This is a genomic window from Plebeiibacterium sediminum (assembly GCF_026013605.1).
GTDB lineage: Bacteria > Bacteroidota > Bacteroidia > Bacteroidales > Marinilabiliaceae > Saccharicrinis > Saccharicrinis sediminus.
The window spans coordinates 127,607-150,865 of sequence record NZ_JAPDPJ010000001.1 but is presented as its reverse complement, the minus strand read 5'-3'; the positions used below and the strand labels follow the sequence as shown (position 1 = coordinate 150,865).

The window sequence follows — 23,259 nt, the reverse complement described above, 5'->3', positions numbered from 1 at the left end:
ATTAATTTCCTCGCTCCATATTTTCTTTTAAATGTGTTAAAGATCTTATTTCACTTGAGTATTGAGTAATAGTTTCAAATACGGTAACATCTTCCTTTAATACATCTGTGTTTTTAACCTTAACTGCAGTACCGGCTGCACAAACCATGAGCATACCTTTAGTTGCCGCTCCAACTTCTCCGTAATCAATATCAGTAGCAATAATAGCATTTCCTCCAAGATGAACGGCTTTGGCTCTTAATTGCTCAAAGCAATCCTGTTCTCCTTGTGCTAATTTTTTGGAAAAAGAATTTGAATTACCACCAAAGAAATCGGTGAATGAAGATGTAAATTCACTTAATGGTCCAGTACCTACAACCACTTGTCCTGAAACAATCGATAAAGAATCATATTGCCATCCGTAGGGAGAGTGTGATGTAATAATAGGTATACGATGAATATTTTTGTTTATGTATGCTTTTTTATCCTTAGTTATTTTTTCAAAGTTGCTATCGGCTTCAAAAAGCAAATCTTTTGAACAGCTTTTACAAAATGCGGGGCTTGCTTTTCCAACTAATGTGTTTATATACTCAGCACTTGCTCCATTTATAATAGGATTTGATCTAAAACCGTCTGGTTTTATTGCTTTGCCACAATTGGGACAGGTTTCGTAATTGCTCATATAATATTATTATTTACAGTTGTTTTCAATCCAGTTAATTAATTCTTTAGAAGTAATACCTCCAATTTCAGATATTTTAGTAGCTATTCTAGTGATCTCTTTTCTTTTTTCATTGTCGGTATGATTAATGCTATATCTTAGTTTGTAAGCTTGCATATGATATAATTCTGTAGCCTTTTTTATATCTCCAATAAAAATATTTTTTTGTGCTTCAAACTCCATTGTTTGAATTGACATTGAAGCCCCTAATCGTTTTTTTATTTTACTTATATTACTGGCCATCACAAAGAATACAATCATCATTATAAATGAAATAATTCCTTGAATAACTGAGACCATTTCAATTAACTCATTACTGTTTGAGGTTGAGTAGTAATCCATCTTTAATATTTTAATAGTTAAACGAAAAGTAAACATAACAAAAAACCCCTAACGTTATACGAAAGGGGTTTGTGTTGTATGGCAGGTTAAAAGCAACCTTTAACTTAATGGCATAAAAAAAGCCCTGTTTAAAAAAACGGGCTTCGGCCTTATGATGTCTCACATAAGGGGGAAATATTTTTTATTAATTACAGAAGAATTTCATAAACATACACCTTATCCAATCGCAAGATACAAATATCGACAATAATGATGCAATAACAACACTAAGAATCCATGCAATGGCTTTGAATGATCCAAACAACCAAAAGCCTTTTCTTGCCCAATTTATATGTGTTAAACTTTTTTCAATTATACTCTCTAGTTTCGCATACTCAGTATATGAATTTTGAAAGTCGTTAAATGCTTGTTCTTTGTTGCTTGACTCAATTTTTTTTGCTTGTCTTGCAAAATCGATTGCTTTCTTTTTTGTATTTCTGTATTTTATATAAAACTCCCCGTTGTCTATTTTTGTTAAGTCAACATTTCGGGTTTGTTTCTCAAATTTTTCAACGAAATCACTTAATGCCATAACAAGGTATTTGTAGCAATCAAGCATTATGCGTTGAATGTGTCCATCAGCTTTTTTGATATCACCTCTGATGGATTCTTCATCAGCATCATCTAAATAACACCTTGCTATATGGTCATTGAATGCCCTTATTTCATTTATAATTGGTGTCGGAAATTGTTGAAGACGTACTTCGATATCGGCTATAAGAGGTTTTACAACATTATTGTATGATTGATATGCTTCACGCAATAATGCTTGAAAATCTTCATCACTCATTCTCTTATAACTTTGATAATTTTTTATCTACGTAATCGATATCAAGTAGTCTTCCAAGAAACATGAAGATTGATCCTCTAGAGTGCATGTGTTTATAACGAACTCTGTGGGTTAATTTCTTCTTGATTTTTTTTTCAATCGCTCTGTCCACTCTACCAACCTCCATGCTTTGAATTTCAGACACAGTAAGACCAGTGCTTTTTTGCACGGCTTTTTTTGCATCTTCGCTTAAAGTAAAAACTGGACTCATAAGTAGTTATTTGTATATCAACTAGTAACACTCGTGTTACTTAAAAAGTGGGTGCAAAAATATATCTTTTTTTATATTATTACAATAAATGTATAAAAAATATACAATAACGTTTATATAATTTACTAAATATCTTTTGAGTTTTCTTTGTTCTTAAATTGTTTTTCACGGTAAATACAACTCAAAATGGGGTCTGTCATCAAAGGTCTGATCGGATAGAATCTCACCGTCTTTATCCCAGTTGCCACCCCAGCGTATTAGGTGCTTAATAACTCCATTACGGTATAACTGCCGTGCTGTAGCTTCAATAAATCCGGCTACATATGTGAGGGTTTCAGCGTTCCAACTGGCTTTGTTATTTATCCATAAGTAAATATCAGCGGCCATTGATGGAATAAGGTTGTGCTTTCCTTTTTGGCTTACACCGTTAATTTTGCTTTTACCTTCACGGTAGTATTGTTGTTGTAATTTTAAGGACCGGTGACCTTCAGCTATTCCAAAATCAACATTACAGTATTTAACTGCTTCTTCCATTATTACCTGTAAATCGTGGTGACAAGTACTTAAACGACTTTGTGAGGTTGTTCCGAATTGTGGCATAATAAAGTTATTTAATTGGTTTAATACCGATTATAAATTTCTTTTTAGGTTCTATTTTGGCTCTGTTATGAGGAAGGTGATCCTGTTGGTACTGATCAATGGCTTTTTTCTTTTCAGATATGATAATTTTTACCCGTTCCTCATGAGCAACTTCCTTTAATATTTCAACTAATTGATTTGTGGTGTACTCAGCTGTTTTGCTGCTGTCAATGGTATATTCAATTAATACCTGTTGAGTGTCATCCAACGTATTTACCATGGTTAAAAGTGAATCGACTTTGTGAACCACGTTAGTTTCCATGTTTTCAACCTTAGAACTTAAGTCTTTGATAAACATATAAGGAGGTAAGATTGCAAGAGCTAAAGAAAAGCCTATGATAATGCTTAATAAGGTTACAGCCATTTTGGGAGGCATACCAATAAAATTCAGTACTTCAATAGTTTTGTTCAGCATGTTTTTTTTGTAATTCGGTTAATAATTTGGAGTGATTATTTAAGGTTTTGGAGTGTTCGGCTAATGCTCCGGAATGTCGAAATACTTCCTGACGTATGGCTTCAGAATCTTTTCGTGCGTGATCCATGAATTTTGTAAAAATATCATGCTGACTCTGTAGTTTGTCAAGTACACGTTTACCAAACCTTGAGAAAATAATTAAGCCAACTGTGGCTATTGTGAGTATTGCCAGGATAATAATTATTAGAATTATCCATTGAAGAACTGTAAGATTATCCATATTACCTTTTTGATGGCAAGATGTATTAATCTTACAGGTGTTTAAAGGACAATTACAAAGTGTAAGGTGTAATTTGGCAGTTACTTACATTGCCCATTTCATCCAATTCAAAATCTAATTCATCAATTATAAAATGATTTTCTTTAATGGAGAAAGGAATATAAATTTTATGATTCATAATGTCGTTAATGGATAGCTCCATATTTATTTTGGCTTCACGTTTAAAGTAGCGTTCCCAGTGTAAACGGTTTTTCCAGAGCTTGTTTAATATCCCTTTTTCACCTATCCATGCTAAACTTAAAAGCGGCTCTAAAGGAGTCTCCAGTTTATTGGTGTAGTCTTCTTTTAGCTGGTCTAAAATATCCGCATTACAATATCCTGCATATTTAATGCCTTGTTGAATATCGGCTTTTTTACCTCGATAGATAATGTATTCAAAGTCGGTTTGTTCGTCACGGTCTTTGGGTTCAATATTGGTTTTAGGAAACTCAAACAAATAATGATTCATTTGAAAAAGATCATTTACAGGAATCTTACTGGTTGGTTTGTAGTTAGTAGGTTTTTCATTATCCGGAATATCTCCATAGGTTAAATTTCCAATAATACCCACTTCTTTAAATTCTGTCATTTGTGGATTAATGTATCCTTCCGATTCGTATTCGTCACCTGTACCGTATTCTAAACCTCCATACTGCATAGTAATTTGGGTACCTGCAGTTTCAGCTTTACAATAGAATCTTAATGCTAAACGGTAATTTGCATTTGTTTCGCTTGAAAGTGTTACACTGGCAGAAGCTCTTAGTTTACGAGTTATTTTTATGTATGATGTAGATGTGATATCAACTTCATCGTGTCCACATTCGGTTTCATTACCATCTTCATCTATACCCACAAGTTTAACAACAAGCTTTGCTGCAGCTGTTGTTTTGGCATCTATACTATAGCCCCAACTATAATTAAGCTCACCATCCCAAAGCGGATACATAAACTGATCAATTAAGTTTAGCGTGTTGGCTGTTGTATCGGAGTTTACAATAGTATCGGAATAATCGAAAAGGTAAGCTTCAACTATTGATTTGTATGTTTTACCTCCAAACGAAATATTATCGCTACGAAAATGATATCCGGGATTGTTTGTGGTTAATGAATCAGGAGTAGTTATTTCTCCAAAGAAAAAACGATCGAGACTGGTAACAAAATAATAAGTATTGCCTTGAGTCATTTCGGCCATGGTTGCAACAGTATAATAACCATAATTGTCTTTTAATACCTGGTACTCTAATACATTATTCTTTTCTTCTGAATCGTGAGAAAAATACAATTGCTTTTCTGCCGGGGGAGCAAGCTTGCTTATAGATTTATATTTGTTGGTCCAGTTAACCGGATCCAGATTTAAACAGTCGGCAATGTTTAATATTTCGGCATCGTATAAGTAAGGAGAAAAAAACACTGCAATACTAAAACGAGTGCGAAAATCGCTTACCCAATCCAATAGAGAAACAGCCGGTAAAAGCGAGCTTATTTTACTGTTTGGATATTCGCCTTTTTTATGTACTGGAGAGAATAATGCCAGACGGTTGAAATCTGCAATGTCGTTTAAACAATCAGATTCTTTTGTGTACCCTAATCCGCTTATTAATTTATTGAGTAGCAGACGAACGTATACAGCAGGGTACTTGTTATCGTTATGCAGCACGCTTGCAAAATCGTAGTAATTATATACAACTCCATCGGCATTGCCAATCGGTGGAGCTACTATTTTGAATTCAGGAAAGCATCCCTCTAAGGTGTTTTCTTCGGTGTATAAGTTATCGTGATTACCCCAAATTTCGGTTTGGTTCATTAGGGTGTTTTTAAGGAAATAGTTTACAGAACTATTCCCACTTTTTAAATAAAACTCTATTTCGTTATCGTTCGACTCTGTTACTTTTACATCACCTTCGGCAAAAACATCGGTACCAATTTCAAGTTTAAAAGAAAGCTTTGCTTCTTCTACAGAATCCAACGAAGCGGCATAGTTGAAGATTCGATCGTTTTCTTCACGGTATACTTTTATTAGGTAAGAGAATAAACCGGCATCGCCAAACATAGGATTCTTAACTTTTATGCGAATAGAAGTATTCTTCCTTAATCGGGCTGTGAAGCTTTTGCCTGAATGATATATAGTAAGTTTTAGCATTTTAAAAGAAGTCTTCGTTAAAGTCGTTATTGAAATCACCCCAAGGGCTTTCTACATCTGGCACCGGACTGTAAAAGTTTTCGATATGAGCCACCTGAATTTTAAATGAAACTGAAAACAGATCCTCGCCATCTTTGCCCCAGTCAAATTCACCTGGTTTAACTATTACCGGAAGCTTGAAAAACTTAACCGGAAGTTTGGCTTCACCTGCGCTTAAAAAGTCGGCCAAATAATGACGCATTGATTTTGGGAAGTATCCGGTATTCATTTCAAAAGGATACTCAAGCGTTGCTCTATAGCTTCGTATTTGACCATCACCAACCAAGTTATCTGCTAATGGTTGAGTACGTTCTTCGGTTGTGGTTTTAATACTTTCTGATCTGCGACCATGGCACCAAATAACCTCGTTTACTCCAAGTGAATTGCGGAAGAAAAGCACATCGTTACGTTCGTAATTAGTGTAGTCAATGGCAAATGTTTTGACCTCTGTTTTGATTGTCCCGTCTGAATTCTCAAGCCAAACATCATAATGAGATACTGTTTTTGTAATATCAATAGTAGATACTCTCATTTCGAGTGGTCCACAAGCAAGCTCTATTAATCCACTTTCAACAGCTAAGGTTCTAATGCTGCGAATGGAGCTTTCTGTACCATCAGAAAAATAGGCTTTTAGCTTAAGGTTTACTTCATCAAGCTTATTATCGTTATAAAACCAAAGACGTAAAGGTTGCGATGGATGAATAGGTAATTCATTTGGGATCCAACTTAGAAACTTAAGAGCAGTATCTTCGTTATTTAACCAGGATAAAAAAGTAAGTTCTTCACCTAGTAAATAGTATTGCATTACACGACTTATACCACCATATATGCATTTGTATTTGTTTCCTGCTGCATTATCTGTACGTCCGGCTTCATAAACATCTCCATTATCATCGATATAAGTATAGCTCCAATCCAAATAAAAGTCGAGCATCATTAAATCGGTGCGATCAATCATTGGCTCATCCGGATCTCCAGGAAAGGCATAAACTCGTTGTGATACCAAAGTAAAAAGCTCACCCGAAAGCACATTGTTAATGTCGAAAGTAGCTTTGTAATCGGTTCCGGATTGCGTAGGAGTAAGGCTCTTTTTAATTTCGGTTGTACCTCCCCACATCATAACGTAAAGATTAAGCTTTACAGGAGTGTAAGCAGGTTCGCTAATTACGGCTTCAAACTCAATACGGTTTTCTTTACCGGCAAAGTATAATGAAGTTTCAGAGGATACAGTTTGCATGTTAGTCGTTTGTTTCGGATTGTTGTTTAGCTTCTATTTTATCTGAAACTTTTCTCAGTCTTTTAACAGCTTGATTTTTTGTGTGTTGTTGATATAAGTATATACCAAAGTAATAGGTCATAATACCCCCAAAATAAATAGCTATTCCGTTGTTAATGGTATCAACTTGATTTGCTTGTGAAGTATATCCAAACATTGCAAGCCCGGATGCAATTGATTTAAATAGCATAAATGGAATTGCAACCATAAAAGCCAACGATCTGCGAGCTTTTGATGAGATCGTATTTGCATTAGATTCGGTTTTTGCAAACTCCAATTGTGCATAATAGATCTCTTTATTTATATCGGATCTTTCCTCGTTGGTAAAGAAAGCCTTGTCAACTCCTGAGGCTACGGTTTTAAACATATCCTGAGGATCTATTTTGTTGAAGAAGTTTTTAACGAATTGTAGTGCCATGATTATTTCTTTTCAAAAAATACTGAACTGTGATTAATAAAAGGAGCTACCTCTATCCCCAGAGTGACACCTAACAATTTACTATCATCTGGGAATAAGTTTTCTGAATCACCGTTTAGACCAATTTCAAAACCTAATAACTGATTGGTTTCATTTTCAAATAACTCTTCTTTTTCTTGGCCTAATCCTAATACCTGCCCTAGTAAATTACTTGTGTCTGACATAATAGCTTATTTAAGCAGGTAAATTCTTTGCCTGAACTGTTATTTTTGCTTTCCAATAACGAATGTACATGCGTTCGGCAGAGGCTTCATCATAGTTATCATCAGCATTGCCATACTGAACCACTCCGTTTGCATCGTAATTTACCATTGGCATTTCATCAAGCTTAAGTTTTATCCAAACTGCTGTAGATAGTACTGAATCTGTCTTAGATACTTTCATTTCAATGGTCCTGTCCAGATCGAAAATGTATTGTTGAACGTATCCAGTATCAGAAGTAAACTCTAATCCGTCAGTTGCCGAAGCAATAAATGTTTCTCCAACATCACGAGATTTGCCAGAGGCAGTCAAAGAAATAGCTTCGGTACGAACAATGTAAGTTGCTCCATCGATTAATAATGTCCCTGGATCTACTTCAGCACCCAAATTTGCATTTATATTTATTTCATTACCATTACGGATAGCTCGCTCTCCCAATGCTTTTAAACTACTAATATGACGTAGTTTGCCTAGATCAGAAATATTAGTCTCTGCTGTGGCATTTACTGTTTGGTCAATAATATCACCATTAGCATCAATATTCGAATAACTGGCGAAGTCAGTTGCAAAATCAGCTAAAGAGCCTTCAGGATATTTCCCAATACAGCCACCTTCATAGCTCATTCTTGAAGCTGTACATCCTGGAACTAAATAAAAGTTTTCTTTATCTGGATTAATAAATAAATCACCATCAGTTTGATATTTGCATCCTATTAGATATTGAGAAGCAGAGCCTCCATAAACAGCCGCTAATCTAGATCGTAAGTTGGCTAATTTTTCAGCATCATTCGCCCCGTTTGGAATTGAATATTCAGTTTCATCCGATCCAATTCCTCCTCCTGTAAACTTGAAAGTGCAATTATGAAATAGAGAATATTTTATTTGTACTGGATTCTTACCAATAGCTACGTTGCATTCAGAGATAATATTGTAGATTGTGTCTAAAGATTCTGGAATTGATGATGATAGGAATAATGACAAATCTGTATTATATATTACATTATTATTATGAAATATAGAACCATATGGTAAGGTTACCTTATTACAATTAACGATAAGACAATTAAATATTCCTCTTGTTGTTGAATTTTCTACAAAATTAAAGTCTACAAAATTTCGTATTATACAATTATCTAATTTTATTCTGACGCTACCTGCTACTTGTATTGCAATGAAATTTTGTATAGTTACACCACTTATTAAATTACCATTACTAGAATTAATAAAACCATTATTCAATAATGTTCCATCAATAACTAATTTACCAACTGCTATAAGACTTCTATATCCATTCAATGCTTCTCTATAAAAACCTTTAGCATAGACTGGGTTAAACGATGTATCAAATGCACTTTGAATACTTCTTTTAGGCGTTTCCCAACTCAATCCGTCATTCTCTACATTACCGTAATTCGCAACATATATTCCTGCCATTATTCAATAATTTCTACATTAAACAAATGTTCTTTTACTGTATACATTTTAGAATTTATAAACTTTCGTTTTGCAATAAATCTTAACCCATCCTTTTTAACTGTCCAAGTGCAAGTATTATCACTTTGCATATTACTCATATCTGTAAAATCAATAGTTGAGAATACAGATTGAGCATAGTTTATAAATTCTTCTGATTGCTCATTAAAGGATAAAGATTCATCGAAATATATATTTTCGGATACTTGATACATTAGCTAAAATTTATAAGTAAAACACCTGATTCTTTGCCTTCTTCATAAGAGATAGAGTAATTATAATCACCTGCAGGAACAGTAATTGGTAATTCTTCCAATGCACCTGCCGTAAGAATTGCTATCTCAGAACTGTCGGATAAGTCAATTAGTTTGATACCTGACAGGTTTAAATATTTGGGTACACTTGAAATATTTACAGCTTCCTCAAATGCTGTAGGTATGTCTGTGTGACCAATTAGGGAGAAGCGTTCCTGACGTTTAATATCTCCCCCTCCAGTAAACTCCTTTATCTCCGTACCATTATTGTAATAAAACTTTTCATCAGTAATATTTAAAGCAAGTATTTCATTAGGTAAAATATCAGTATCCAACCATTCAGTATCGCCTGGTTTAACACCATTTGCGGGGAGTGTTGGTTTAACACCTGCACCGGTTAATATTAAGCCTTGTACACGAGTGCCTTTTAAATCAGATTCTACAACAACAGAACCTTCCTGTTCCTCAGAATAAGTTGCGTTATAACCCGCAACACTGGTAACTTTTATAAGATTGTTTTCTTCATCGTAGATCTTTACGTTTTTAACGTCTAAAATAGATCCGTTAATACTTTCAAGATTACCGGAAGAAGACCGCAAAGCAATAACAACATTATTAAACTCGGTTAAAGTAGCTGCAGGTGGATAGTCAAATGAAACTGTTTGCCATTCTGAAGACAAAGGATCAATGGCTACTTCGCTTCCAAAACTTATAGTGAAGTCTTGAGCAATTCCAATACCAACACCGGTTAAATCGGTAGCAGTATTGTTTGTGATTCGTACATCACATTCCATTCTTAACCTGGATGCAACTGTATTAAAATTGTATTTGCCAATTGCTCCAACATCGGTTAAAGCTGAAGCTCCGGAAGTTGATGTAAAACGATCAAATAAATATTCGTAGGTACTTGAAGTTGGATACTTGGCTAAGAAATAAGCCGGATCCCAATATATTTTACCGTCAATTAATTTAAACTGAGGGCTAAAGATATTTCCTTCACCAGTTCCTCCACCACCATTTAAGCGTAATTCGGCTATTGCTTCTTCAATAGTGGTACCGTCGTTTAATTTACCATTAGCTATGGAGTCAAGCCAATTAAGAAGAAATTGTTTTACAACTTCTCCAGTATTGAGTTTCATTAGATTACTCCAAAGGTGGTTGTTTAAATCTTTAAGGTTTTTATCGTATGATTGCCTCATTTGAATTGCTTTGTTTAGTACGAAAATGGTTGTTTAGGATTAGGTGTTAAAGGACAAAATCAGTCTTCAGTTTTCAGTTAACTGTATGCAGTTCTTAGTCGGTTAGACCTACATCGGATTCAAGGGATTCCATTTTTGTTTTTCCTTCATTAAAGTCTTGCCAGTCCCATTTACCTACAACTCCTTTTTTTCTTAGTTCTGTTACTGCATCTGAAGTTTGCTGCATGATATCGTAAAACTCTTTTGGTACTGTCATAACCGGAGCTTGTGGTGTTGATTGTGCCGGTTGAGATGTTCCATAACCACCTGCAGCGAAAGGTTTATTCATTAGCTGTCCTAAATCAAGGGTGCTTATTGTACCATTTTTTTGAGCTGCATCTATAATATCAAGTACTGGCTTAACCGTTGGATTGCCAACAGCCTCCTGACTACTCACAAACTCACCTTTATGAACTACTCCTGCAGGTTCGTATTTTCCTCCGGAACCAGTATAACCACCATCCGCATAACCGGAAGAGTTAATCTTGCTTATTTGTGCTGCTGTTGTTACTGCAATTGCTGCGGTTTGTATGGCTCCGTAAATAGCTGCAGCAGGGTAGGGAAGTGTCATTTTTGCCCAAACGTTCATTATTGCTGTAGCACCGTTTATCATTGCCATACTTGCAGCTAAAGCCTGTTCTTTTTTTGCATATTTTTTACGAATCTTATCTTGCTTTTCTTCGTTGCCCTCGGCTGCAGCAAGTTCGCGTTCTTTTGAAGCTTCATATATACCGGAAAGCGAATTAAAGACTTCTCCTGTTCTATTTAAAATATCTTGAGCTTGAGCAAATTGAGCTTCGCGTATTTGTCTACGTTCATCTTCAGCTTGCCTTACAATATCGGTTAACCTTTGTTGGTGTTCGATTTCAAGCAACTCAATTTGGTTGCTTAAATCCATCTTTAGCTCAGTTTGTTGATCCAGAAGAGCAGCTTTCTTCTCTTCGAAATCATCATTTTCCTGAGCTGTTAACTCATCGAAATAGCCTTGATTTACGGAACCATCCGCATTTGTGTTTTTATATAGGTTTACTTGTCGGCCTGCAGATATATTTTGCTTTGCAGCATCCAAACGTTTTTGAGCATTCTCAACATTATCGTTTATTTGCTTGGTAATGGCTTCAAGCCTTTTAGCATCTTCATCAGAAAGGTTATCAATATCCTCCTTATCCAGATCATCAATAATGGATTGGAATTCCTTGTGTTGCTCTAATCGTTTGTCATAAATCTGACTTTCGATATCAAGTATATCTTCACCTTTAAGAGCTATTAAAGTCTTTTTATCCTCCAGGTAATTGATCTCTTCCTGAAGTGATGCACCTCTATATTCGTCTTCGGTAAATTTTTGCTCTAATAGATTTTTCTTTAGTGCGTTTTGGTTGGCTTTGTGGCGTTTTTCGAGGTCTTTTAGCTGTTTAGTATAATCAGGTTTAGATGTATCTGGTTGGTCTGTTATGACTGTTTGATTTTTATTTGTTGATGAATTATTACTGTTTTCTAAGGTTGGGTCAGGAATATCAAACTTACCGTTCATTGCTTCTTCGTAGGCTTTTTGAAAATCATTTGCCATATCAGCACCAAACGTTTTAAAATTTTCGCTGTAGTCATTTTTAAGATCTTGAAAGGCTCCTTGTATTTTATCTTTATCAAAAGTAAAAAGTGATAACATTAATTTGGTGCCATCAGTGAGCGAATCCCATACTAATTTTAAATTGACTTTAACAGAATTAATAACACTATTCCATGCAAAGAAAAATGATTGAATGGCTATTCTGAATGGTCGACTATCGTTGTATGTATCTTTGAACCACGTGCTTATTTCATTCATCTTTTCAACAAGTCCTGTTAAAGCATCAGCTAATAACATTTTAAAGCTTGCTGTCAATGAATCAATGGAACTTGTACCTGTTCCTATTAGATCGCTCCAGGCTTTCTCTAACTTTTTATTAGCCTCAAGCAATTGACTTTGGGCAGTTGCAGTTTCTCCTGTTTTTTCAATTAAATCATCTAGGCCATCGCCAATATTTGACAGAGATTTTAAATATTCAAGACCTGCATCTTCTCCCGCACCTCCAAAAATATCAGCTATTGCGGTACCTACTTCTGCAGATTGAGGAGGAAGCTCTCCCAGCTTTTTAGCAACCATTGATATTGCTTGAGAGTAAGTAATTGTACCACTCTTAAGCTTTTGCTCCATATCTTTAGAGCTAATGCCAATACCATCTAATGCTTCTTTTGTTGCATTAGTCATTTCTCGTAAGCGTAAGGTTCCCTCTTTTATAGTGTCTGCACCCTTATCTGAAAACACTCCGCTTTTAACGCTTTGAGTAATTATTGCTATTGATTCTTCTGCTGATAATCCGGCAGCTTTAAACTGCGCAGGGTATTCTTTTATTTGATCAAGAAATTCACCATTAGCATCAGCTCCAGCAATAAAACCTTTATCAATTAAATCTTGAGCTTCTTGATTAGATATTTTAAAGGATTTAGCAAGTACATTGTTAGCAATAGCCATATCACTAACTTCTTTTTCAAAAGTTCTTGCAGAAGCCGAAATTGAAGCTGTTGTATTTGCGAGTTCTTTTCCTTGTAAGCTTGTAAGTTTTTGTACTTGTTGTCTGTATTTTTGAGTCTGTTGAGCCAGGGAAAACATTTTTTTACCAAAGGCAATTGCACCAGTTATTAGTGCAGCCCAACCAAATGCAGGTAATAAAGAAGAAGCTATGCCCTTAAGTTTACCCATGGAACCTTGAGCCTGTTTTGTTTTGCCAGTCATTTTACTAAACTGAGCTTTTGCACTATTTAACTCGTTATTAAGTCTTTTCCATCTGTCAGGTAGAACTTCCTTATTTGTTTTAGCTAATTCTCTGTTAAGTTTATAGATATGATCTTTTAATTGTTTAGAAGACATATCTGTGACCTTCATTTGTCCTTCTAATACTTTTAACCTAGCTTTATTTATACCAAGTTGTTTATTGTTTTCTTTAAGTTTAGAAGTAACTTCTTTCCACTCTTTTGAGCCCTTTTTGTTTTGACTTTCAAGTTTTGCTTTAGCAATTCTTAAACGGTCGTTTTCATTGGTAATAAGTGCAATATTCTTTTGCACTTCGCTCATATCCTTTTGCACCTGGCTTCCTCCTTTGGTGCGAAATTCGGCTTCTATGATATCCTTTGTTATACCCATATTGTTTTTGCTTCAAAAGCTTTTTCTAGTGGATCAATAAATGCATCGCTAATATTTGCACTAAGACCATAGCGCAATTGTTTGTAGGCGTATCCGAAAATGAAACCATACAATGGCTTGTTATAAATGGGAGCATAGGTTTCTTTGGGAATACCTTTCCCATTTAGTTTCATATCCAGAAAGCGGATGTGTTTAGGATAGTCAATTACAAGTGAAGGATTAACGGTTTTATTTTTTACCGAATATGACTTTTGGGATAGCTTACTGAATAAAGATCCTGAACGGCGGTTGTATGAAGATCGAGCAATACTTAATTGTTGTTTAAGCACATTTTCTCCAGTAGTATCTAAGATGGATACAATTCTATTAACTAAAAGCCCCTTCTTATGTTCTTGACTAAGCATGCAACAAAGAAGGGATTAGTAAATTATGGAGGAAAGGACAAAGAAAAAGCCCCGCTAAGTTTAGCGGGGCTAATTGATATTAATTATTAAAACTCTCTATTATGAAGTCATTACCTTGTATGACTAGTAAATTGAGCAAATGAGCTAGGCCAACAAGTTTTTTAAACTTGTGCCTGGTAATCTTTAATTTTTGACTATCCGTTCTTATATGGCTAAGGATAGCTGTACTTATTTCTTTATCATCTATTTTACTTATTGATTGTATTATTTCGGGAGTTAAATCAATTGTAACATCCCGAACAATTTGAGCATTTTTCATATCTTTATAGTGTTTATTTATAAACTGTCCCCCGGTTAGGTGTTCGCTGCACCGTTTGACCCGGGGGATTTTTATTTTAGTTCAGAAAGACGTGCGTCTTTTTGAAAATGATTTTCAAGACTCATTTCTGAGTCTTGAACTTTGTTTAGTTAGGAAAAACCTCGTTTTCTTTTAAATGCTTATAGATAGATCTGAATCTTCTACGAGTTGCATTTGCTCTTAAAGTTCTTTCGTAAACAAGTTTGTTCTTTAATTCAATGTATTGCTCAAAATCTTCTCCTGATTTATCTGCCTTTTCTTCCATTTCGTTAAGTTCATGCTGAATCAACACTGTTCTCTGAATTGATTCATCTTGTTCCCTAGAATATGTGTATAAAATCTCTTCAATAGTTTCGTAAACCCATAATTCAAACTCAGGATCAATCCAAGCTGCAAATTTTAATGCCAATAGTCGATGCATCCATGTTCCATTGTTTCTTCCTCCATTTGATATTATTAAAACATTAGATGATGTTTCAGAACGGGAATTCCCGTTCTGAGAATTATTATTGCCATATTTCTTTTCAAGAACCTCAATAAATCGTTGTGTTGAATCTAGTCTTAAAAAATCATGAACTCTTTTAGAGAATGCCTTTCCCATTTGAGTGGCATTTACCATTAAATTGTCCATCGTGGTAAAAGAATCAAAAGTAACTTCTGTACCTCCATAAATCTTAATTGTATTCATATTTATTCATTTTAAAAATTAATACTTCCACAAACATCCGAAAAAAACTAAAAACATCCAAAAGAAATTAAATAAATTTATATGAAATTAAGAGGAATCTATATTATATTTGTAAAAAAAGATTAATATGAGTGATAAAGTACAGGTTAGTTTTAAGGTTGAAACAGAGTTAATGGAAGAGTTTGATACAGCTCTTGAAAAATTTAAAGAAGTAAGTGGGATAAAACCTAAAAAGTTAGAATGCTTTGAAGTAGCATTAAAAGATTATATTGAGAAGCTAAATAAACAAACTCAAGCATTAAGAAATGCATAGAATATGCTTTGAAGTAGTATAAATAAAAAAGCCCGCTGATTAGCGGGCTTTTTTTATTTATCGGATATATAAAATAAATCTCCTTTGTAAAAATCGTCAATGATTTCTTCTCTCATAGGATGACTATTGCTTACAATTAAACTACAATAATCAACACCTAATTCCATAAATGAGGAATCATGCTTTGAGGCAATATTTTTAATAAGTCCAGTTTGATTAATCCACTTATTAAATGTTATTTTTCTACATCGGCCTTTACCATCACTTACATCGCAAACAAATAGTAATACATATTCATTTTTTGTAAAGAAATTATATACTAAATCTAATAATGTAATGGATACTTTAGGATCATGTTTCATTTTTATTGGTTTATTAACGCAAAAAAATGAAAAATCAACTACCTGATATTTTCCATGAGTATTGAGATTATCTGATAGATCTTTAAAAGTAACTGTGTATTCTAAATCGTTGTCTGTAGTGAATGTGTAATAATCGCCTAGATTAATGTAATTATACGGGCGTAACAAATTTGAATCCTTTTTCTTTTAACATACTTACTGGTTTACCAGAACAGATGTGTTTTTCCAACGTTTTTTTATCATCCATGATTTTTTTCAAAACACTAGAAATCTTCTTTTGGCGTATGTCGTTATTTGTTTTCATGACTAACTCTCTGTGTCAAATTGACTTTATTTATATAACAAAAGTATAAAATTAAACTATGTTTGTTCAATTTTGAACTGATTTTTTTAAATAAATTTTAAATAATATATAAATAATAATATTTTTTTACACCAACTCAATACCCTGTTTTTGAAATACCATAGTCCATCCAGTAGAATTATGAAATAACCTTGAATACCAGGGTGCAATTTCTTGAGGGAAAGACAGGGTTTTAACAAAAGGATTGCATTTCTGATCTTCTTTCATTTGGTCTCTAACTGCCTTTATTAAATCAAGTGTTTGTTTAGCTATTAGCATATCCTCCATACAGTCGAGTTCGTTTTTATGATATGGCATTGCTACAGTTACAGCAATATTAAAACTTCCGTTTTCACGCATAAGATTATCCCTGTCAATATCAATAGAGCCATAATCAACAAACATGTAAATATTATTGATATCACTTATTGCTCGTGTAACAACGTCTTCATTTACTCCAATTACAAAGTCTTTTATATCCTGTTGTAATGAATGAACTTCTAAATTTTGTAATTGTGTTCTTAAAGCGTCATATCCAGAAATAGAAGAAGATTTACGATTGAAGCATTTTAAAACTCCATCCAGAGCCGGGAATTTTGTAAAGTATGTAATTAAGTCCAGTATTAATTGATCATTCATGAGGTTATAAGTTTAAGTTGTGATAAACTAAGGCCTGTAGCTGATAGTATTTTATCTAACTCCATCTCCATATTTTGCATGCTCTTAACGGCATCGATTAACTCATTAAGTAGTAAATCCAGAAAAGTAACCAGGTTAACTTTCATTAATTGCTCTGTATCACCATAACCGTTTTTGGATAAGGTGTAAATGTTCTTATTAAATCCTATAGTGATCTTTTCTTCTTTAATAGTTGATTCACCTTGTTTTTTAGGAGCATTAAATAATATGGCAAATTTGGTTCGTTGAGTAATGAAAGTAAGAATACCTTTGAAGTTTATATAAATAGCTTGTTTATGGTGTGTACTTAGTTTTTTAAAGGAAACAGCATGTTCCTGGGCTTTTTCAAATTTATAATTCCCATGTACCGGGTAAAGTATGGCGCAAAGTAAATTTAGCAGATCCTCTTTTTTAGCAGTGCCATATTGTTGTGAGATGGTCATCGCATCACTAAACTGACCTGCAGATAATGATGAACTTAAGAGGCCATCATCCATATTGAATCTATATCCTATACTCTTATTTAAAGTAGGCATAAGGTTACTGCAGAAAACAAAATCAGGCTCTAACCAATATTTATACCTTGAAATCACTCTTACTTCTGGAGTCTGTGGTAGGTCTTCCGGAAGTGTGGTTTTAAGCTTTCGTCTTAATTCCGGATCCACATTATTTAAAACCTCTGGTTTTTCATATTCCACAACCCACCAGAATGCAGCTCTATCACCTAACCATGCTAGGTTTTCATAATACACCTCTTTTTGTTTTGGAGACATAAAGCGAGGCCTTTTAATCTTCAATACATACATAGCAAAATTAATGGCCACTATGTTTGCCGTAATTTTATTGTGTATATAGTCGTTGAGCAGATCTAATAAAAACAAGTACTGATCCGGAGTAAGTTCTTCCCATTTTTCAGGAAGAAAATACGTTTTGTCTTTTAATACTATTTCTGTCATGTTGTAAAAAAGAATTTATTGTCTTCGCTATTTACATCTTCTGGCACTTCGTATGTTCCTGCATTTTGTTTCTGGATCCAATCTTCAACATCAAGTAAGTAGTCATATGCTTTATTGTGTAGCTGTTGAAAGATTTCTTCTTTTATAGATGTGGATTGCTTAAAATCTCGTTTGCGCATTTCGTTATACATGTCATTTCGCAAACTTTTAGGTAATTCAAGATAATCGAATTGCTTACAAGCTCTGGCCATTACTTCGTATGCTAATGATTTTTTTACGGCATATTCATATTTTTCATCCTGATTTATTGATTCAATATCAACACCTCTTTTTGTAAGCACATCAGTAATAACCTCATATTGAATATACACGGTTCGCATATAGAAATAGGCACTTTCGTCAATCCCGTATTCTTTATCAAACTCACGAGCATTTTTAAATATGAGTTTATCCCTGACTTTATATGCGTCTGTGTTTTCAAAATCTGGGAATACAGTATTGTTGGCTTCCAATATTTCAAGAAGATTGTCAAGTTCTGTCCAGGTGTTTGAAATATTAATTTCGATTGTTTGGTCCTCCTGATACTTGTACATCTTATTTTCAGTGGAATTACGTTCGGAAGCACTCAGTTTGAAATAATCAATATGCATCATATTAGCAAGAGCAGCCTGTACGTATTCAATAGCTTCTTTTAAAGTTTCATCCTCACTTTCTGAAGTGTATGCATCTTTAATCTTAGTATAAGTAGCCTTACCTATAAGGTTTATAATTTTACGTTTTGCAGGTCTGAATGATGGATCCAAAGCTTCCAACTTTACAGAAGCCGGTATCTGAATATATTTGCGAAACTCATCTATATATTGAAAAAAGTCCATAACTATTGATTTTGAAGTCTGTCATCTGTTGAAACTTCCTCCTGACGTGAAGGAACGTTGATATAAAACCCTATTCTATAACCTTGTTTGTATAGTTCCGGGAAGTTTATTTTAAGCGCCATATTGAAGGGTTCAGTGCAAATACGTTCCGGGATAGTAAGGTTTAATAGGTATATAATGTAATTGTAATACAGATCGGATCCTGATTTACTGATAACACCATCTTTACTTACGTTTGATATTGTGGCATCCATACCCATTGCAGTAGTTACCACTTCATCACCACGCTTATCGTAGTTTGTTAAGGCATCAATATACTCCTTGTATTTAAGGTCTATAGGTTCAATAATCCAACGTTCTTCTACTTTATCTGAAGTTTTAAAACTGTATGAAGAGTATAGTTTCCCCTGGTTATCTGCACCGCTCAAGAATTTAGAAAGCTTCTTTAATTCACCTGATACATATTTGGTTAGTAGATGTTCGTAAAACTCGGTACCTACATCAATTTCGTTAACCTTAATAAGTTCTTTTCCTTCTGCAGCAAGCTCCTTATTCTTATCGCAGTATGATTCTAACATGCGGCGTTTAGACTTAATCCAGGCATCCGGAATAATAACATGCACCTTTGCAGAAAGTGAGTTTTCAAGGAATGAGTTAATAAAACGGGGTGTCTTATTCATACCTACTAACCATTCCTTTATTCCTTCATAGAATTTATTTTGTCCGTAAATTTTACCAAATGATGGATTACGGTGCATACTCATTGCTACTGGATACTTAAGTGGATCACTAGGGTCTAGTCTGTTGTAAACCCTAAAGCTCTTTTCTGTACCATAGGACCAGTTACCAACTAAGAAATGTTTAAAGTCACTATCCTCAAAGTAATCAGTGAATATGTCAATATTCTTATCAGTTGCTAACCTAGTCTTCTTAATAGGAATATGTTCCAATCCAATAACCGGTAATTGACCGCCCAACCTTCTAGACTTTCTGAATCTCCATCTAAGGAAGAAGGTTTCCATATGGTAATAATCAATAACATATTTTAGAGCTACATCTGAGGCGCTATCCTGTAAACCATTATCCTGCCAACTATCTAACCAACTTTCAATTAAAGGTTGATCAACCCACTCACGTTCAATCTTCTTACCGTTCTTTTTATTTTGATATACATGTAGTCCTTCTCCAGATAACAGTTTAACCCGTTTATCAATGAGTTCAGGTAGTATTCTATTACCTCCAATAACCGCTTCAACTTCATCTGGTAGCGTATTGGTTTTACCCATTATCAAAACCTTATACCCATCTACATTTAATACATATGGGAGAGGGATACCTGCAAATTGTTCCAGGTCTATTTCTCCTGTAGTAGCTTTGGGAGTGGTACCCATTTGAAAGGTAAACACATCAGCACCTTCCTTTACATAGCCAATGTGTCCGTTAGTTTGTATCTCCATGGAATATTACTTTACGTGGTTGGTAGTTATCATCCGGGAATCCCATGAACCTTATTAGTGCCTGGTAGCAAGTCTTAGGATTACCATCACTATCCTCGAATAAGAAGAAGTTATCACCATCAATAGAGAATCGCTCACGGGATAGCTGAGCACGTACCTTGCAGCCTTCAATAGTTCTAAGCTTAGCACTTGCCTTGCCAGTAGTTCTATTGTATGGAAAGAAACCAATAGTAAACCGTCCGTCTGGTATCTTACTGATTTCTTTAGCTAATCGTATTGCATCAATTACTTTGATAGTTTTCATACCCCAAAGGTGGATATGAACAGGATAGCACTAAAGGACAAACACCAATGCAACGCAGTTGATTATTACTTTGAGACAGGTAATTATTGAATAAATTAACTATTGTCAGTGCAGATACATTGCACTCACTACAATACCAGTAAATATGCTGTTTTCATCATATTTCCAGATAATAACGACCGTGCAAGGCACCGTCAATACTTAGCGGTTCCTCCTAATATTTGAATGATGATTTGTAAAAATTGGCCATTTTGAAAAGTCAATACGTTGAATACTAGGTGTAAAGGTGTTTTTACAATATCAAAAGGGGCAATTATTACCCCTTTTGTAGTCATTATTGTAGTTTTTATAATGATTATTACACTACAACATTATCCGGTAAATCGGTTGGAACGCTTTCAAATTCTGAAGGCAAATATTTTGAATATAAACCAAAGATTAAATAAGTAAGTGCAGATGGCAACTGAGTGGATAATCCAGGTTGCAAATAGTATGGAAGAAGCTCACTACTTTTATCCATCTCTATTTTACCATCAGTTTTTTTTAATGGAGTAAGATTAATTGCAGATTTAAGGTTTTTACACTCATTTTCGCATACTCTTATTCGTGGAGTATGGTGCATTTTTTCATTTAATAATATCTTAAACAGGTTGAAATGTTCATAGTGAAATATTGTACGCTGCCTTTCGTTTTTTAAAGATGTTTGAAACTTATATGAGTCCAATTCTCGCTTTAATATTTTAGCGTCAGTAGTGGTTTTTTCCTGTTCCTGCTTTGTTTTATTCCCGGCACGGTCATAATACAAATCAATTTTCCTATTCTTTTGGTGCGCTCCAAAAAACTCCCAAATTTCACGGGCCAGATCTGCCTGGTCTTTTGGTGTCCAGCAGTAGAATTCTTTAATAACTCGCAGTTCCTTCTTTCTATGATCTTCTTGAGCCACTACAATGGATGAGAAGTTACCCGGATCATAACCTAGTAAAAGAGGTTGATTAGGGTTGTAATATTTCAAATACTGAGCATCAACTGTAAATGTGTCATTGAGGTTAAAGCTTAGGATACTGTTGTAAATATAGGAATCAGAGAATACATGTATATCATTATCAAAGCCTGCAAAGAACATGTTTACCACTTTGGTTCTGCGAACATTACAAATTGAAGACAGGAATTCGTCATCGCTTAGAACTTCACGCTGAGTTTTGAAATACTTAGTTCCTAAAACATCCTTATTGGCAAAAGTACTAGCACGAATAAAATACGTTGCTGCAGTTCGCATGTATCTTAATGTAGGTTCCCATATCTTAAGTATATGCTCGTTCTTTCTTATTTCATTCTGTAGTTTAACTAAACCTGCAGGACTCTTTTCTTCTTTTAAGTCATGTTGGTATTGGGTAAGTTTTACCCTGGCACGATTAACATGCTCTGAAACTGTGGCAATTTCATTGATTAAGTCTTTATCAACGTTTTTTTCGTATTCGATAAACCAGGCATCCTCACCTAAATCAATACGGGCAGTATCGGAAACGCCTGTAATACCTTCGTAATATGGGTTGTTCTTAGCTGCTTTGCTTGTACCACGTAGAGCAGGGAAGACTCTACTCTTTAATCGTTCACCTTTGTTGTGTTTCATTTCTTCAATAAAGGCATGCTGTGCGGATCTACCAGCAACGCTATCTGGTTGATCAGATGCAACCAATTGGAACTGGTGACCATTGCGAAATACAATAGAGTGTTTGGGGTAGGATACCGGGTAACGAGGATTTTTAAAGTGTTTCGGCAATTGAGCTGTGCCGATAACATAGTCTTCACCTTCCTTTAAAAGTGGATCCCCTTTTTCGTTTTTAGGTCTGTTATAAAAGGCTCTAAGGTTGGGAATGATATTGGTTAATAATGCCACATAGGTTGCATGAATAAAAAAGGAGAGTTCCCCGGGCATAGCATTTGAAACACGAATAGAACGAGGACCTATGATTCCTTCTGTTTTTCCTGTACCCCTGGCAACTTCACCAATTAAAATATTACTATCGATTAGAGTACTTGCAACCTGCATTTTATTCATGTACAGATCTTGAAAGGCACTTAGCTTTTCATCATGAGTTTTATTCTCCATTTTCGTTTATTTCTTCAAAGTCAGCTTCTTCTATATCGGCATCACGGTAAAGCGGTTCTTTTTCTTCCTGGGAAAGTGGCAGACCATTGATAAGATTAATGTAAAAGCCTTTGTTTGCTTTAGCTGCAATCTGTTTAAGGTTTTTACGCTCAAAACCACCATCTTCAATCTTATAGTCTGTTGAAATAAGGAAGTTAATTTGATTGTTTCCGGATCCACTATCGGCAGTATTGGCTCTTCTTCTTAGTTCATTGGCTCTATCAATAAAACGACCGGCTTCGTTTATTTTATCCTGGGCAATGGCCAGTTTTGCCAAGCTTTCAAATTTATTTGCCGCATCTCTATCCCATACTTTTTGAGGGATATTATCATCCACATCAAAATAAACCATAGCATTGTAGATACGGGCTTTAGCAGTATTGATATTTAAACGTATTTTCTGGGTAGCCCATACTCGTTCACGAAGCTTTTTTGCAGCTCTATTGATGTTGCTTTCATACTCTTTAATTTCAATAGCATATTGCAGTTGCATAATGAACTGTTGAAGCTCTATGGGTATGGCCTGAGACTCACCAGAAGCTAAAAAGTTATCAATGATATCAGGGTGTAAGGCTTCTAATCGTGCTAGGTATTCCAT

27 protein-coding genes are annotated in these 23,259 nt (G+C 34.6%); 1 reads left to right on the top strand and 26 read right to left on the bottom strand.

The window, feature by feature from the left end; translation table 11 throughout:
- Position 1: 1 nt before the first annotated feature.
- From OM075_RS00655 to OM075_RS00570, 18 genes are all read right to left on the bottom strand, one after another.
- Positions 2-661 carry a YbjQ family protein gene (locus tag OM075_RS00655; protein WP_301188521.1) on the bottom strand — a complete coding sequence of 220 codons (660 nt, stop codon included), beginning with the start codon at positions 659-661 and terminating at the stop codon, positions 2-4.
- Positions 662-670: 9 nt separating this feature from the next.
- Positions 671-1,042, bottom strand: coding sequence for a hypothetical protein (locus OM075_RS00650; protein WP_301188520.1), 372 nt, complete (start codon positions 1,040-1,042; stop codon positions 671-673).
- A 184-nt stretch (positions 1,043-1,226) separates the two neighbouring features.
- Complete coding sequence (locus tag OM075_RS00645; RefSeq protein ID WP_301188519.1) at positions 1,227-1,871, bottom strand: hypothetical protein; 645 nt, start codon at positions 1,869-1,871, stop codon at positions 1,227-1,229.
- A gap of 4 nt (positions 1,872-1,875) precedes the next feature.
- Entirely contained in the window at positions 1,876-2,121 is a 246-nt protein-coding gene (locus OM075_RS00640; protein ID WP_301188518.1) for a hypothetical protein, read from the bottom strand.
- A 165-nt stretch (positions 2,122-2,286) separates the two neighbouring features.
- Positions 2,287-2,721 carry a M15 family metallopeptidase domain-containing protein gene (locus OM075_RS00635; RefSeq protein ID WP_301188517.1) on the bottom strand — a complete coding sequence of 145 codons (435 nt, stop codon included), beginning with the start codon at positions 2,719-2,721 and terminating at the stop codon, positions 2,287-2,289.
- 7 nt (positions 2,722-2,728) lie between these two features.
- Positions 2,729-3,175, bottom strand: coding sequence for a hypothetical protein (locus OM075_RS00630; RefSeq protein ID WP_301188516.1), 447 nt, complete (start codon positions 3,173-3,175; stop codon positions 2,729-2,731).
- On the bottom strand, positions 3,156-3,455 hold the full coding sequence (locus OM075_RS00625; RefSeq protein ID WP_301188515.1) for a hypothetical protein: 300 nt from the start codon (positions 3,453-3,455) through the stop codon (positions 3,156-3,158). Before OM075_RS00625 ends, OM075_RS00630 begins: the two co-directional genes overlap by 20 nt.
- A gap of 52 nt (positions 3,456-3,507) precedes the next feature.
- Positions 3,508-5,634 carry a hypothetical protein gene (locus OM075_RS00620; RefSeq protein WP_301188514.1) on the bottom strand — a complete coding sequence of 709 codons (2,127 nt, stop codon included), beginning with the start codon at positions 5,632-5,634 and terminating at the stop codon, positions 3,508-3,510.
- A gap of 1 nt (position 5,635) precedes the next feature.
- Entirely contained in the window at positions 5,636-6,910 is a 1,275-nt protein-coding gene (locus OM075_RS00615; RefSeq protein ID WP_301188513.1) for a hypothetical protein, read from the bottom strand.
- A gap of 1 nt (position 6,911) precedes the next feature.
- Entirely contained in the window at positions 6,912-7,367 is a 456-nt protein-coding gene (locus tag OM075_RS00610; protein ID WP_301188512.1) for a hypothetical protein, read from the bottom strand.
- Positions 7,368-7,369: 2 nt separating this feature from the next.
- Positions 7,370-7,591 carry a hypothetical protein gene (locus OM075_RS00605; protein WP_301188511.1) on the bottom strand — a complete coding sequence of 74 codons (222 nt, stop codon included), beginning with the start codon at positions 7,589-7,591 and terminating at the stop codon, positions 7,370-7,372.
- 10 nt (positions 7,592-7,601) lie between these two features.
- On the bottom strand, positions 7,602-9,062 hold the full coding sequence (locus tag OM075_RS00600) for a hypothetical protein (RefSeq protein ID WP_301188510.1): 1,461 nt from the start codon (positions 9,060-9,062) through the stop codon (positions 7,602-7,604).
- Positions 9,062-9,316, bottom strand: coding sequence for a hypothetical protein (locus OM075_RS00595; protein WP_301188509.1), 255 nt, complete (start codon positions 9,314-9,316; stop codon positions 9,062-9,064). Before OM075_RS00595 ends, OM075_RS00600 begins: the two co-directional genes overlap by 1 nt.
- Positions 9,316-10,554: a hypothetical protein gene (locus OM075_RS00590; RefSeq protein ID WP_301188508.1), complete on the bottom strand. Its 1,239-nt coding sequence runs from the start codon at positions 10,552-10,554 to the stop codon at positions 9,316-9,318. The genes OM075_RS00595 and OM075_RS00590 overlap by 1 nt, the downstream gene beginning before the upstream one ends.
- 94 nt (positions 10,555-10,648) lie before the next feature.
- Positions 10,649-13,774 (bottom strand): phage tail tape measure protein, encoded by a 3,126-nt coding sequence (locus tag OM075_RS00585; protein WP_301188507.1) that lies wholly within the window; start codon positions 13,772-13,774, stop codon positions 10,649-10,651.
- Positions 13,765-14,178, bottom strand: a complete 414-nt coding sequence (locus OM075_RS00580; protein ID WP_301188506.1) for a hypothetical protein — start codon at positions 14,176-14,178, stop codon at positions 13,765-13,767. The genes OM075_RS00585 and OM075_RS00580 overlap by 10 nt, the downstream gene beginning before the upstream one ends.
- Before the next feature lie 79 nt (positions 14,179-14,257).
- A complete protein-coding gene (locus OM075_RS00575) occupies positions 14,258-14,497 on the bottom strand; it encodes a hypothetical protein (RefSeq protein WP_301188505.1) in 240 nt (79 codons plus the stop codon).
- A 145-nt stretch (positions 14,498-14,642) separates the two neighbouring features.
- Entirely contained in the window at positions 14,643-15,224 is a 582-nt protein-coding gene (locus OM075_RS00570; RefSeq protein WP_301188504.1) for a KilA-N domain-containing protein, read from the bottom strand.
- Between the two features lie 127 nt (positions 15,225-15,351).
- On the opposite strand from OM075_RS00570, the gene OM075_RS00565 reads away from it, so the two are divergent.
- Entirely contained in the window at positions 15,352-15,537 is a 186-nt protein-coding gene (locus OM075_RS00565) for a hypothetical protein (protein WP_301188503.1), read from the top strand.
- A gap of 53 nt (positions 15,538-15,590) precedes the next feature.
- Here the strand turns inward: OM075_RS00565 and OM075_RS00560 are convergent, their stop codons facing one another.
- The 8 genes from OM075_RS00560 to OM075_RS00525 form a co-directional block, all read right to left on the bottom strand.
- Positions 15,591-16,067: a DUF6169 family protein gene (locus OM075_RS00560; RefSeq protein ID WP_301188502.1), complete on the bottom strand. Its 477-nt coding sequence runs from the start codon at positions 16,065-16,067 to the stop codon at positions 15,591-15,593.
- Positions 16,068-16,329: 262 nt separating this feature from the next.
- On the bottom strand, positions 16,330-16,881 hold the full coding sequence (locus OM075_RS00555; RefSeq protein WP_301188501.1) for a hypothetical protein: 552 nt from the start codon (positions 16,879-16,881) through the stop codon (positions 16,330-16,332).
- Entirely contained in the window at positions 16,878-17,876 is a 999-nt protein-coding gene (locus tag OM075_RS00550) for a hypothetical protein (protein WP_301188500.1), read from the bottom strand. The genes OM075_RS00555 and OM075_RS00550 overlap by 4 nt, the downstream gene beginning before the upstream one ends.
- Positions 17,873-18,751 carry a DUF6712 family protein gene (locus OM075_RS00545; protein WP_301188499.1) on the bottom strand — a complete coding sequence of 293 codons (879 nt, stop codon included), beginning with the start codon at positions 18,749-18,751 and terminating at the stop codon, positions 17,873-17,875. Before OM075_RS00545 ends, OM075_RS00550 begins: the two co-directional genes overlap by 4 nt.
- A 2-nt stretch (positions 18,752-18,753) precedes the next feature.
- Positions 18,754-20,208: a hypothetical protein gene (locus OM075_RS00540; protein ID WP_301188498.1), complete on the bottom strand. Its 1,455-nt coding sequence runs from the start codon at positions 20,206-20,208 to the stop codon at positions 18,754-18,756.
- A complete protein-coding gene (locus tag OM075_RS00535) occupies positions 20,192-20,512 on the bottom strand; it encodes a hypothetical protein (RefSeq protein WP_301188497.1) in 321 nt (106 codons plus the stop codon). Before OM075_RS00535 ends, OM075_RS00540 begins: the two co-directional genes overlap by 17 nt.
- Positions 20,513-20,870: 358 nt before the next feature.
- Positions 20,871-22,622: a hypothetical protein gene (locus tag OM075_RS00530; RefSeq protein ID WP_301188496.1), complete on the bottom strand. Its 1,752-nt coding sequence runs from the start codon at positions 22,620-22,622 to the stop codon at positions 20,871-20,873.
- Positions 22,612-23,259 carry a hypothetical protein gene (locus tag OM075_RS00525; RefSeq protein ID WP_301188495.1) on the bottom strand — a complete coding sequence of 216 codons (648 nt, stop codon included), beginning with the start codon at positions 23,257-23,259 and terminating at the stop codon, positions 22,612-22,614. The genes OM075_RS00530 and OM075_RS00525 overlap by 11 nt, the downstream gene beginning before the upstream one ends.

Excerpts from the sequence above, each read along its gene's own strand:
- OM075_RS00655 (WP_301188521.1), bottom strand. The coding sequence starts at position 661 with ATGAGCAATTACGAAACCTGTCCCAATTGTGGCAAAGCAATAAAACCA.
- OM075_RS00650 (WP_301188520.1), bottom strand. The coding sequence starts at position 1,042 with ATGGATTACTACTCAACCTCAAACAGTAATGAGTTAATTGAAATGGTC.
- OM075_RS00645 (WP_301188519.1), bottom strand. The coding sequence starts at position 1,871 with ATGAGTGATGAAGATTTTCAAGCATTATTGCGTGAAGCATATCAATCA.
- OM075_RS00640 (WP_301188518.1), bottom strand. The coding sequence starts at position 2,121 with ATGAGTCCAGTTTTTACTTTAAGCGAAGATGCAAAAAAAGCCGTGCAA.
- OM075_RS00635 (WP_301188517.1), bottom strand. The coding sequence starts at position 2,721 with ATGCCACAATTCGGAACAACCTCACAAAGTCGTTTAAGTACTTGTCAC.
- OM075_RS00630 (WP_301188516.1), bottom strand. The coding sequence starts at position 3,175 with ATGCTGAACAAAACTATTGAAGTACTGAATTTTATTGGTATGCCTCCC.
- OM075_RS00625 (WP_301188515.1), bottom strand. The coding sequence starts at position 3,455 with ATGGATAATCTTACAGTTCTTCAATGGATAATTCTAATAATTATTATC.
- OM075_RS00620 (WP_301188514.1), bottom strand. The coding sequence starts at position 5,634 with ATGCTAAAACTTACTATATATCATTCAGGCAAAAGCTTCACAGCCCGA.
- OM075_RS00615 (WP_301188513.1), bottom strand. The coding sequence starts at position 6,910 with ATGCAAACTGTATCCTCTGAAACTTCATTATACTTTGCCGGTAAAGAA.
- OM075_RS00610 (WP_301188512.1), bottom strand. The coding sequence starts at position 7,367 with ATGGCACTACAATTCGTTAAAAACTTCTTCAACAAAATAGATCCTCAG.
- OM075_RS00605 (WP_301188511.1), bottom strand. The coding sequence starts at position 7,591 with ATGTCAGACACAAGTAATTTACTAGGGCAGGTATTAGGATTAGGCCAA.
- OM075_RS00600 (WP_301188510.1), bottom strand. The coding sequence starts at position 9,062 with ATGGCAGGAATATATGTTGCGAATTACGGTAATGTAGAGAATGACGGA.
- OM075_RS00595 (WP_301188509.1), bottom strand. The coding sequence starts at position 9,316 with ATGTATCAAGTATCCGAAAATATATATTTCGATGAATCTTTATCCTTT.
- OM075_RS00590 (WP_301188508.1), bottom strand. The coding sequence starts at position 10,554 with ATGAGGCAATCATACGATAAAAACCTTAAAGATTTAAACAACCACCTT.
- OM075_RS00585 (WP_301188507.1), bottom strand. The coding sequence starts at position 13,774 with ATGGGTATAACAAAGGATATCATAGAAGCCGAATTTCGCACCAAAGGA.
- OM075_RS00580 (WP_301188506.1), bottom strand. The coding sequence starts at position 14,178 with ATGCTTAGTCAAGAACATAAGAAGGGGCTTTTAGTTAATAGAATTGTA.
- OM075_RS00575 (WP_301188505.1), bottom strand. The coding sequence starts at position 14,497 with ATGAAAAATGCTCAAATTGTTCGGGATGTTACAATTGATTTAACTCCC.
- OM075_RS00570 (WP_301188504.1), bottom strand. The coding sequence starts at position 15,224 with ATGAATACAATTAAGATTTATGGAGGTACAGAAGTTACTTTTGATTCT.
- OM075_RS00565 (WP_301188503.1), top strand. The coding sequence starts at position 15,352 with ATGAGTGATAAAGTACAGGTTAGTTTTAAGGTTGAAACAGAGTTAATG.
- OM075_RS00555 (WP_301188501.1), bottom strand. The coding sequence starts at position 16,881 with ATGAATGATCAATTAATACTGGACTTAATTACATACTTTACAAAATTC.
- OM075_RS00550 (WP_301188500.1), bottom strand. The coding sequence starts at position 17,876 with ATGACAGAAATAGTATTAAAAGACAAAACGTATTTTCTTCCTGAAAAA.
- OM075_RS00545 (WP_301188499.1), bottom strand. The coding sequence starts at position 18,751 with ATGGACTTTTTTCAATATATAGATGAGTTTCGCAAATATATTCAGATA.
- OM075_RS00540 (WP_301188498.1), bottom strand. The coding sequence starts at position 20,208 with ATGGAGATACAAACTAACGGACACATTGGCTATGTAAAGGAAGGTGCT.
- OM075_RS00535 (WP_301188497.1), bottom strand. The coding sequence starts at position 20,512 with ATGAAAACTATCAAAGTAATTGATGCAATACGATTAGCTAAAGAAATC.
- OM075_RS00530 (WP_301188496.1), bottom strand. The coding sequence starts at position 22,622 with ATGGAGAATAAAACTCATGATGAAAAGCTAAGTGCCTTTCAAGATCTG.
- OM075_RS00525 (WP_301188495.1), bottom strand. The coding sequence starts at position 23,259 with ATGGAATACCTAGCACGATTAGAAGCCTTACACCCTGATATCATTGAT.